The 10,792-nt window shown below is 68.2% G+C and carries 6 protein-coding genes and 1 pseudogene; 1 reads left to right on the forward strand and 6 read right to left on the reverse strand.

The window, feature by feature from the left end; translation table 11 throughout:
* Window positions 1-31 precede the first annotated feature (31 nt).
* Window positions 32-2,500, forward strand: a complete 2,469-nt coding sequence (locus tag KA419_06730; protein MBP7865629.1) for a glycogen/starch/alpha-glucan phosphorylase — start codon at window positions 32-34, stop codon at window positions 2,498-2,500.
* A gap of 63 nt (window positions 2,501-2,563) precedes the next feature.
* Here the strand turns inward: KA419_06730 and KA419_06735 are convergent, their stop codons facing one another.
* The 6 genes and pseudogenes from KA419_06735 to asnB all read right to left on the reverse strand — a co-directional run bounded on the left by KA419_06735 (window position 2,564) and on the right by asnB (window position 10,784).
* Complete coding sequence (locus KA419_06735; GenBank protein MBP7865630.1) at window positions 2,564-4,243, reverse strand: DUF2723 domain-containing protein; 1,680 nt, start codon at window positions 4,241-4,243, stop codon at window positions 2,564-2,566.
* 90 nt (window positions 4,244-4,333) lie between these two features.
* Window positions 4,334-5,710: a hypothetical protein gene (locus tag KA419_06740; GenBank protein MBP7865631.1), complete on the reverse strand. Its 1,377-nt coding sequence runs from the start codon at window positions 5,708-5,710 to the stop codon at window positions 4,334-4,336.
* Window positions 5,711-5,748: 38 nt separating this feature from the next.
* Window positions 5,749-6,384, reverse strand: a complete 636-nt coding sequence (locus tag KA419_06745; protein MBP7865632.1) for a hypothetical protein — start codon at window positions 6,382-6,384, stop codon at window positions 5,749-5,751.
* A 500-nt stretch (window positions 6,385-6,884) separates the two neighbouring features.
* Window positions 6,885-7,046: pseudogene (locus KA419_06750) on the reverse strand (hypothetical protein).
* A 9-nt stretch (window positions 7,047-7,055) separates the two neighbouring features.
* Complete coding sequence (locus tag KA419_06755) at window positions 7,056-7,994, reverse strand: glycosyltransferase (GenBank protein MBP7865633.1); 939 nt, start codon at window positions 7,992-7,994, stop codon at window positions 7,056-7,058.
* A 933-nt stretch (window positions 7,995-8,927) separates the two neighbouring features.
* Window positions 8,928-10,784 carry an asparagine synthase (glutamine-hydrolyzing) gene (gene asnB, locus KA419_06760; protein ID MBP7865634.1) on the reverse strand — a complete coding sequence of 619 codons (1,857 nt, stop codon included), beginning with the start codon at window positions 10,782-10,784 and terminating at the stop codon, window positions 8,928-8,930.
* Window positions 10,785-10,792: the final 8 nt, after the last annotated feature.

Raw genomic sequence — 10,792 nt, forward strand, 5'->3', positions numbered from 1 at the left:
GCACCCCCGCCGGGGGGGTGAGGGAGGCAACATGAAGAAGCGACAGGAAAACGTCGGGCGGACGGCCGGGACCGTCGAGTCCTTCAAGCAGGCCATGGAGGACAACCTCTACTATGTCCGCGGGCAGGCGAAACACACCGCCAGCCCCGTGGACCGCTACATGGCCCTCGCCCTCACGGTCCGGGACTACCTGGTGGACCGGTGGCGCAAGACGGTGGAAGGGTACTACGCCAGCCGCCCGAAGTTCGTTTACTACCTCTCCGCCGAGTACCTCCCCGGCCGTCAGATCACCCAGAACCTCCTCTACACCGGGACGGAGGAGGTGGCCCGGAAGGCCCTCCAGGAGATGGGGTTCGACCTCGACGCCCTGATCGAGCTGGAGCCGGAGCCCGGCCTCGGCAACGGCGGGCTCGGGCGCCTGGCCTCGTGTTTCATGGACTCCCTGGCCACCCTGGACATCCCCGCGGTGGGGTACGGCATCCGCTACGAGTTCGGGATCTTCCGCCAGAGCTTCCGTGACGGCCGCCAGGTGGAGAGCCCCGACGAGTGGCTCTTCAACGGCAACCCCTGGGAGTTCGCCCAGCCCGACGACATCGTGGAGGTCCGTTTCGGCGGCCGCACCGAGCACTTTCACGACGACCGCGGGCGGTTTCACGTGCGCTGGGTCCCCGACCAGACGGTTCTGGGCGAGCCCTGCCACACCCTGGTCCCCGGCTACGGGACCGGCACCGTGAACTTCCTGCGCCTCTGGCGCGCCCGGGCCAGCAAGGAGTTCGACTTCCAGCTCTTCGACGTGGGGGACTACGCCCGCGCCGTGGAGCAGAAGACCTATACCGAGAACCTCTCCAAGGTCCTCTACCCCAACGACAACACCCCCCAGGGCCGCGAACTGCGGCTCAAGCAGCAGTACTTCTTCGTGGCCTGTTCCATCCGCAACATCGTGGACCGTTTCCTCAAGTTCAACAAGGGGTGGCCGGAGTTCCCCGACAAGGTGGCCATCCAGCTCAACGACACCCACCCGGTGACCGCCGTGCTGGAACTGATGCGGATCATGGTGGACGAGCACCAGTTGGAGTGGGACGCGGCGTGGGACCTCACCACCCGCTCCATCGCCTACACCTGCCACACCCTCCTGCCCGAGTCCCTGGAGAAGTGGCCCGTGGACCTCTTCGGCCGGCTGCTGCCGCGCCACCTGGAAATCCTGTACGAGATCAACCGGCGCTTCCTGGAGGACGTCCGGCGGCGATTCCCGGACGACCCGGACCGGGTCCGCCGGATGTCCATCATCGAGGAGGGGGTGGAACGGCGGGTCCGCATGGCCCACCTCGCGGTGGTGGGGTCCTTCTCCGTCAACGGGGTGGCCGAGCTTCACTCCAACCTCCTCCGGGACCGGACGCTGCGCGACTTCTACGACCTGTGGCCCGGCAAGTTCAACAACAAGACCAACGGCGTGACCCCCCGCCGCTTCATGAAGATGGCCAACCCGCGCCTGAGCGACCTCCTCACGCAGACCCTGGGGGAGGGCTGGGTCACGGACCTGGACCGGCTCCGCGAGCTGGAAACCCTGGCCGACGACCCCGTGTTCCGCCGGATGTGGCGGGAGATCAAGCAGCGCAACAAGACCGACCTGGCCGGCGTGCTGGTGGAACGGACGGGGATCCGGCCTGCCCCCGACTCCCTCTACGACGTGATGGTCAAGCGCCTGCACGAGTACAAGCGGCAGCTCCTCAAGGTCCTCCACATCATCACCCTCCACCTTCGCACCCTGAAAGACCCCGGCGCCGAGGTCCTCCCGCGCACCTTCCTTTTCGGGGCCAAGGCGGCCCCGGGCTACCACGCGGCCAAGCTCGTCATCCAACTGATCCACGGCGTCGCCGACGCGGTGAACGACGACCCCGACGTCGCGGGCCGGCTGAAGGTGATCTTCGTCCCCAACTTCAACGTCACCCTGGGCGAGCGGATCTACCCGGCCGCCGACCTCTCCGAGCAGATCTCCCTGGCGGGGAAGGAGGCCTCCGGGACCGGCAACATGAAGTTCGCCCTCAACGGGGCCCTGACCATCGGGACCCTCGACGGCGCCAACGTGGAGATCCGGGAGCACGTGGGGGCGGAAAACTTCTTCCTCTTCGGCCTGACGGCGGCGGAGGTCCTGGCGCTCAAGGCCGTCGGCTACAACCCCGGGGAGTACCTCGACCGTTCCACCGAGTTGCGGGAGGTCCTGGACGCGGTGGCCTCCGGCCTCTATTCGAAGGGGGACCCCCTGCGCTTCCGCCCCCTCGTGGAGTCGCTGGTGAGCCGCGACGAGTACCTGCTCCTGGCCGACTACCCCGCCTACCTCGAGCGGCAGGCCGAGGTGGAGGACGCCTACCGGGACCCGGAGCGGTGGACCCGGATGTCCATCCTCAACACCGCCCGCAGCGGCTTCTTCTCCTCGGACCGCACCATCCGGCAGTACTGCGAGGAGATCTGGAAGGCCTCCCCGATGCCGGTTTCGGTTTGACCAACCCGAGGCGAACCACCTTTTGGCGAACCCGTCAACTCTGCTCGGTTCGGGTAAAACCTTTCATTCAGGAGCCTGCCGGCCCTCGGGCCGATCGGGCGGAACGCCGCCCGGCGGGGGCGACGGTTTTTTCATGAGGCGCACGGACCCGTTCGCCGGGTCGAAGACCACGACGGGGAGCGGGCTGTTTTCATTGACGGTTCTGGCCACGGCCTCCGTGCGAAGACGGGTCCCCTCCTCCCCCGAGGGCTCGACCGCCGGGACGCCCGCCGCCGGGTCGAACCCGTGGCGTCGCCGGAAGGCGGTCCTGACCACGGGGTCGATGATCTGCAGGGGGTTGCAGACCTCCAGGCCCGGCTTCTCTCCCCGCAGCAGTTGGTATTCCCTGAGCCTGGTGTTCAAATCGTTGGGAAAGAGGATGATCGCCCTCTCGAAGGGGACGGCGTCCCACATCCCGTGGATTTGCTCGTCAAAATGCGTCATCACCTGTCGGCGCTCCTCCCCGGTCCGGATCCACCCGGGCGCCACCAGCAGCGTCGCCGCCGCGAGGAGCGCGGCGACCGCCACACGTCCCCTTCGGGCGATATCCGGCCGGCGGAAGAGCCAGGCGGCTCCCGGGACGCTGGCCGCGACGGCGATGGCCATGGGCGCAAGGAAGTAGGACGAGGGATCCGGCACGGAGTAATTGAAGGCGTAGGTCAGGCTCAGGACGGCGGCCAGGGAGAGCCCCCGCGCCGTCCAGGCGGCCGGGCCGGGGGTAAGGCGCAGCGTGCCGGCCAGCAGGAGCGCCATGGAAGGGAAGAGGACCGGGTAGACGTAGGCCGAGAGAAAGGAAAGTTGCTCGGGGGAGGGGTTGAAACCGCCTAGAAAGTGGCCGTAGGCCGCCCCCCGGATGTGGTCGACGATGCTTCCCCAGCTGGCTCCCAACGTGGGCCAGTTCCAGGCTGCCGGGTGGAAGGCCCTCCAGGCGATGAAGAGGTAGCTGCACAGCGGCACGGCGGCGGCCGCCGCAAAAAGCCCCGCGTGCCGCAACCCCAGCCTCCGAAGGGGCCGGGACGCCATCCAGAGCGACAGGGCCAACGGGATCGAGACGAAGAGCGAGGTCGCGTGGTGCGCGGCGCCGAACCCCACGAGAAGGCCGAGAACAAGGGCGACCCGGCGGGATTGGCGTTCCGCCCACTGCGCCGAGGGTGAGGCCAGCGCCCGGCTCATCCCGCTGAAGACGAAGGCGGTCAGGAGGGCCCAGGCGACGTGCCAGCTGTAGACTTCGGCCAGCGTCGCCTCGTAGGTCCAGATGGGGTTCAACGCGAAGAAGAGCGTGGGGGCCAGGCCTGCCAGGAATCGTGACGTTTTGCGCATCGGCGCGGAGGCGGGGAGAAGCCGGAGCGAAAGGGCGTTCAGGAAGAACACGGCTACGGCCGCGCCCAGGGCGCTCCAGGTGTTGGCCGCCCAGGGCCAGGAAGCGCCGAGCCCGTGGAGGGCGGAGCAGAAGACGTGCCCCACGAGCGTGTAGATCGGGTAGCCCGTGGGGTGGGCGGCGCCGGCGAAGGCCAGTACCAGGGTGAACTCGCTGCCGTCCTTGTCCCCGGATGCGGCGGGGATTTGCGCAAGGTAGAGCAGGAACGCCGCCGCCGCGGGAAGCAGGGGCCACCACCAAGGGTTCCGCGAACTCCCGCCCGCGTCGGGATGGGGTGGCTGGACCGCTTTTCCCCTGTTCGTCGAAGGCTTGGGTCCGGGCTTCACGCTTTTCTCCTCGGCCGTTCCGCCCCGTGAACCGGCGGCAAGCCGTTTTCTTCCCGGGCGGGCGAGGCGTGGGAATCCGCTTCCCGGCCGTCAGAACCGGTACAGGAAGGTGGCCTGGTAGCGGTTCTTGGTTCTGATCTCGTCCGGGCCCGGGAAGGCGTTGTACCATCGGGAGTACTCCACACCCACCTCCCAGTGCGCGTCGAAGTCGTAGAAGACGTTCCAGAACCAGGTGTACGACGTGTTCTCGCTCCCGTCGCCGAGAACGGGGAAGTCGAAACCGCCCCCCAGGTTGGCGCGGATGTTGGGTCGCAGCCACCAGGTCAGGGACCCCCACCCCCCGATGGATTCGGTGGTGTTCCGCAGGGGGGCGCCGAAATTGTCGAGCATGAAGGAGTTGAGCCGGTAAAGGTCCATCACCTCGCCGGTCCAGGCCTCGCCCATGAAGAGCAGGCTGGGGCGGATCCAGACCTGGGCCTCGCCCCCGATGGACCACGTGGTGACCTTGATGTTCTTCTCCGGGGAGGTCCGGGTGGACTTCCGGCCCCAGTTTCCGTACGCTGCGAGGAAGGTGGTCTTTTGTCCCGAGAAGCACGGGAACTCCAGCGCGGCCCGCCAGAGGACGGTGGGGACGTGGACGTCGATGGGATCCCCTCCCATGGGAATCTGGTTGGAGAAGAGAGGTTCCACCGTGTTGGTGGTCTGGGCCAGGGCCCCCTGAAGGCGGAGCACGAGCGTGGACCCCAATTTGAACCACTTTTCCGCCCGGATCTGGGGGCGGCGGTTCCCGATGTCGCCGGTGAAGGCCTCGGTGGGGAAGCTGATGGAGTCGACCTGGGTGATGCCGCCCACGATGTCGTCCGTCTGGCCGAAGAGGAAGGAGGCTTTCCACTTGTCGGATTTCGCGGTGAAGAAGCCGTGCCGCAGGCGGATGTAGGGGGATGTGACCGAGGCGCCGTTGGTGTTGAAGTCGGTCTCCACCTTCCCGGACACCTCCCATCCTCCCACCCGGGGGCCGTTGAAGAGGACGCCGACCCGGCTGGGCCGGGGGGAGAGGTCGAAGGTGGTGTTGCCGTACGTGTCGAGGGACCCCCCCACGGCGGAAGCGTTGGAGTCGTGGGTCAGGTCGAGCTCGATGTTGCCGTAGACCTTGATGGGGGGCTTCTTCGGGATTTCCGCCTCCGGGGCCGGGGGGACGGGGAGGGCGGCGGCGACGGGGACCGGGGCCACGGGCTCCGGGGGAGGGAGCGCGGTCTTGCCCTGGCTCGCAAGAAGGGCCTCGATGGCCTCCAGGCGGTGCCGGAGTTCGTCCGATGCCTTCTGGGATTCCTCCAGCTTCCGGACCCGTTCGCGCAACAGCGCGTTCTCCTTGCGGAGGTCCTCCAGCTCCCGGGCCACGCTGTCCTGTGCGGAGGCGGGCAGGCAAGCGCTCAGAGCGACGAGGCAGAAGAAGAACACTTTCCGCATAAGATCGACCTCCCGAAATCTGTTGGAACCAGGGGTTATCAACCACCGTTCGAAGCTTGCGGGCCGGGGCCCGGGACCTCTTCAGGGTCTGGCTGCGCTTCCGGCACAGGCCCGGGGTACTTTTTACCCATCCGGGCGAGGAACCCGTCGGCATGGAAGAGAGCGAGGCAGCCCACCCCCATCGTCAAGGCCCCGCAACCCATCGCCCAGGGGTCCCGGTCGTTGGCCATCGTGAAACCAGCCAGGGCGGCGCCTCCCGCCAGGGCGGCCAGCCCGATGCCGTGCATCAGGAGCCGGCTCCGGCTCTTCCAGTTCTCCGGCGTGATCCGGAAGGCCACTGCGCCGACCGCCCCGAAGAGAAGGCCGAGGATCAGAAGCATCAGCGGCAGGCGCATGCGGCCCTTCTCGAACAGGATGACGGCGGAGACGACCAGGGCGGCGCCCTCGAGGATGTGGAACAATGCGTGGGCGTTGCGGACCCGTTTCTCCAGCCGGCGGTGCCCGACGGATCCGACGATGACGAACAGGCCCAGGAGGAAGAGGACGACGATCTTCACCGGCGCCTCGGCGAAGTGCTCCGCCTTGTCCGCGGCCTTGACGAGGATCTGAAGGCCGATGGCCAGCCCGGCGATCATCTCGGCGACGTGAAGGGCCTTCTTCTGTTTGTGATCCATGCGGTTTCCTCGTTGCCCGTCCCCTGCCGCCCCCCCGTGTTCGGGACGGAGGGGCGGGGTCGGGAAACACGGTGTTCGTCTGTCTCCGAGTCCAGAAAGACAATAACCGGCCCGGCAGGGCGAGTCAAGCCGAATTCGGGAACCGGGAAAAATCCGGCTTCTTGGCGGGCCGGGGGGACGTTCGAGGAGACGGGGCCGCCGGGCGGGTTTTCCCGCCACCGGGAGTCGATCGCCTCCGCGCCCTCACCCCGTCAGGGGTGAAATATTTGTAGTAAATGAGGTTATTGTTCATTTCCCCCCGCGCGCCGCCGGGGGCCAACCTTGCTCCGGAGCATCCTCCCGGCCGGCGGCGCGCGGGGGAGGATTCCCGCCGCCCGGGAAACCGGGGGCGCAAGGCGGGGCGGGCGCGCGGCCGGGAGCCGCACCCCGGGTCATCGGAGAAGAAAAGAAAAGGTTATGAAGGGTTGAAACGACGAAAGGACCTAAAGGACCAAAAGGACCTAAAGGACAGCAACCCCGGGACGTCCTGTAAGCCCTGTAAGCCCAATAAGCCCAATAAGCCCAATAAGCCCAATAAGCCCAATAAGCCCAGTAAGTCCAGTAAGTCCTTGAAGTCCTTGAAGTCCTTTAGGTCCTTTTGGTCCTTTTGGTCCTTTTGGTCCTTTGTCCTTTCACGCCAGCAGCAGCAGCGCCAGGTTCCGGCGGAGGCCGTCGCGGAAGAGGCGGTGCCGGAAGATCAGCCGGCGGCGGGCCAGCCAGCCGGCCTCGTCCAGGCGGGCGAAGGCGTCCGCGGCGCGGGCGGCCCCGGGGGGGAGGTCCGGGCCGAAGCGGTCGATGAACGCCCGGGCCTGGGCCCGCAGGCGCGCGAGGTAGCCCCGGAGGCTCGGGGCGCGCCACTCTTCGGCCAGCACGCCGGGGGCGTCCCGGAGCGCCCAGGAGCGGAGCCGCGTGGCGGTGGCGCCGTGGCGGCGGTAGCGGAGGGTGGGCTCGGCGACCCAGCCGACCCGGCCGAAGGCGGCGGCGGCCAGGGCGAACCAGTGGTCGTGCATCAGGGCCCCCTCGGGGATGGCCCCCACCCGGGCCCGCAGGGCGGCGTTGAAGCCCGTGGTGCAGCCCGTGACGCGATTCTGGATCAGGAGCCGGGGGAAGGAGCGGGAGGCGTCGGGGTTGAGCCGCCGGTACCGCCACAGGGAAGGGGAGACCGTCCTCAAGCCCTCGTCCGCCACCACGGCGTCGGTGTGGACCAGGAGCGGGACCCCGGGGCCGGCCTCCCGTTCCAGCGCCGCCAGGCGCCGCAGCGTCTTTTCCACCTTGTCGGGGAACCAGACGTCGTCCTGGTCGCAGAACATCACGCGCTCCGCGTCGGAGTGGGCCAGCAGTTCGTTGACGGCGGCGGCGGGACCGCCGGGCGACGTCGCGCGGCCGACGAGGCGGAGGCGGAAGTCCCGGGGGATGCGGCGCTCCAGGAGGTCAACGGTGCCGTCGGCCGAGGCGTCGTCGAAGACCAGGAGCCGCCAGTCGGCCACGGTCTGCCGGTCCAGGGAGTCCAGGAGGTCCGGGAGATAGGCGGCGCCGTCGCGGGTGGGGAGGAGGAGGTCGAGGGAAGGCATGGCGGGTCAGGTGACGGGAGTCAGGAGACCGGAGACAGGAGGCCGGAGGAAAAGGACAGGAAAAAGGTGACCGGCGTCGGAAGGCGGGGGGCAACCGGCGGGACAAAGGCGGCGCGGGCCCGGGAAGGAGATTGCGGTTGAACCTTGGAGGGGAAAAACAGATTCCGATGTTAATCCGCAAGAGGTTGCCGGCAGAATGTCGACGTTCCCCCGACTTTTTAGGAGGACGTCAAGTTCGAGTGGATGCCGATACGAAAGAGAGAACACGGTTCACCTTTTGCGAAACTGCCGGTACGGGGTGGCTCCGCGTTGCCGTGGACCGGAACGCGCCGCTCCGGCGGCCTGCGCGGCGCGGTCAAAGCGGCGCTCCGGCAGCCTTCACGCCGCACTCCGCAGAGCGAACACCCGCTCCGGCGTCCTCCGGTTCCGACCGCGATCCCGACGGCGACTGCGATCCCGATAGCGATTCCGATACCGATACCGATTCCGATACCGATAGCGATACCGATACCGATTCCGATACCAACCCCGACGGGAATCCCTCCGGACCTACAGCCTACAGCCCAACCCGGATAAACCGGAGAGAAACCACGGATGAACACGGATGAACACGGATGGAAACGGATCATCCGGACGCTCCAGAAAAAAACAGGCGGTCTTTACCTCTCGCAAAGGCGCAAAGACGCCAAGCCTCGCAAAGCCGGAAGCGGAGAAGGGGGATTCCTTGGCGAGGCTTGGCGTCCTGGCGTCTTTGCGAGAGACCTGATCCGTCGATCCCGGACCCGGATCGGCACAAACGGGGCCTTTTAGCCCCGGGGCATGCCGGACGACGCTGCCGGGATTCCCTCCTCCGTCCCCGCATCGGGTTTCCCCGCTCTGAAAGCGGTGGGAGCCCACCGATGATCTCAAATCTTGCTCATTTTGCCAAAGATCTTACTTCGTAGGGACTACAGCCCAATTTCCCCTCGCCGCGGCGACGGAGGCCGTGAACTCCCGGTGCCACTCCAGGAGCAGGACGAGGGCGAAGAGGAGGCGTTCCCGCTGCAGGCCGGCGTCCAGGTCCTCCTGGATCACCCGCCGCATCTCCTCCCCGTCCAGGCCCGGGAAGGGCCGCGCGGTGCAGTACTCCGCCGCCCCGCCCGCCTGGCGGAACCAGGTGAAGAGCCACTCCCGCATGGGCAGGACGAACCCCTGTTTGCGCCGCTCGACGATGTCGGCGGGGAGGTAGCGCCGGGCCGCCTTCTTGAGCTTCGCCTTGAGGGTCTCGCCGTGGACGCGCTTCGCGGCGGCCAGGGCTACCCCCTTCTCCACCACGGCCGGGGCGAGGAAGGGCGCGCGGCCTTCCAGGGAGTGGGCCATGGTCATCCGGTCGAACTTCACCAGGAGGTCGTCGGGGAGCCAGGAGAGGAGGTCCGCGGCAGCGGCGCGCCCGAGGGGGTCGGGGGCCTCGTCGATCCGCCCGATGAACCGGGCCTCGTCCAGGTCCGGGGCCTCGACGCCGGGGTCTTCCGTCATGAGCCGGCGCCGGCCCGCCACGTCGGTGAGGAGGGGGAAGCCCGAGGGGGTCACCGGTTCGGCGTTCTGGATCAGCCGGCTGACGGGGTCGGGGCGGGACGGCCCCCGGCGGACGAGCTTCAGCCGTTGCTTCCAGGAAAGCACCGGGGAAAAGGGCCGGTAGTAGCGGTAGCCGCCGAAGACCTCGTCGGCCCCCTCGCCGGAGAGGACTACCGTCAGGTGTTTCCGGGCCTCGCGGGAGAGCCAGTAGACGGGGAGGGTCGCCTGGTCGCCCACCGGCTCGTCCAGGGCGCGGGCGACCTGGGGCAGCAGGTCCAGGAAGCAGTCCTCGTCGAAGCGGAAGTGGTGGTGAGTGCTGCCGATGTGGCGGGCCACCGCGGCGGCGTGGGCCGACTCGTCCCGCTCGGGGACGGTAAACCCCATGGAGAAGGTGGGGATCCCGGGTTGGTGCTTCGCGGCCATGGCGGCCACCAGGGAGCTGTCGAGACCGCCCGACAGGAAGACCCCCACGGGGACGTCCGCCACCAACCGCGAGGCGGTGGCCTCCTCCAGGCACTCGGCCAGTTCACCCGGGCTGCAGGCCGCCTGCCGGCCCAGGGGGAGTTCGTAGTAGAAGCGCCGGCTGACGCTGAGGTCCCCCAGATCGACCTCCAGCGCCTCGCCGGGGAGCACCCGTCCGATCTCGTGGAAGAGGGTGCGGCTGCCGAAGACGTAGTGGAAGGCCAGGTAATAGTCCAGGGCGCGCGGGTCGACGGCGCCGGTGAAGTCGGGGAGGAGGGCCAGCGAGCGGGTGGTGGAGGCGAAGGCGAAGAGGCCCGGCCACTGGGCCACGAAGAGGGGTTTCTCCCCGAAGCGGTCCCGGGCCAGGTGGAGCCGGCGGTTCCGCCGGTCCAGGATGGCGACGGCGAACATGCCGTCGAGCCGCCGGAGGAGCCCGTCGAAGCCCCAGGCGGCGAAGCCGTGGGCCAGGACTTCCGTGTCCGAGCGGCTGAGGAAGCCGTAACCCTTTGCCTCCAGCTCTCGCCGGAGCTGCTTGAAGTTGTAAATCTCCCCGTTCTGGAAGGCCACGATGTTGCGGCCGTTCGAGAAGTGCGGCTGCCACCCCTGCTCCAGGTCGATCACCGAGAGCCGCCGCATGCCCAGCTGGACCCCTCCCTCCCGGTACTCCCCCTTGCCGTCGGGGCCCCGGTGCACCATGGCGTCCAGCATGGCGTCCAGCGCCCCCGGGGGCAGACGGGACGGGTCCAGGGCGGCGAAGCCGGCGATTCCGCACATGGCGACGT

The sequence above is a fragment of the Acidobacteriota bacterium genome, assembly GCA_018001935.1.
GTDB lineage: Bacteria > Acidobacteriota > JAAYUB01 > JAAYUB01 > JAAYUB01 > JAGNHB01.

Excerpts from the sequence above, each read along its gene's own strand:
- KA419_06730 (MBP7865629.1), top strand. The coding sequence starts at position 32 with ATGAAGAAGCGACAGGAAAACGTCGGGCGGACGGCCGGGACCGTCGAG.
- KA419_06740 (MBP7865631.1), bottom strand. The coding sequence starts at position 5,710 with ATGCGGAAAGTGTTCTTCTTCTGCCTCGTCGCTCTGAGCGCTTGCCTG.
- KA419_06755 (MBP7865633.1), bottom strand. The coding sequence starts at position 7,994 with ATGCCTTCCCTCGACCTCCTCCTCCCCACCCGCGACGGCGCCGCCTAT.
- asnB (MBP7865634.1), bottom strand. The coding sequence starts at position 10,784 with ATGTGCGGAATCGCCGGCTTCGCCGCCCTGGACCCGTCCCGTCTGCCC.
- KA419_06745 (MBP7865632.1), bottom strand. The coding sequence starts at position 6,384 with ATGGATCACAAACAGAAGAAGGCCCTTCACGTCGCCGAGATGATCGCC.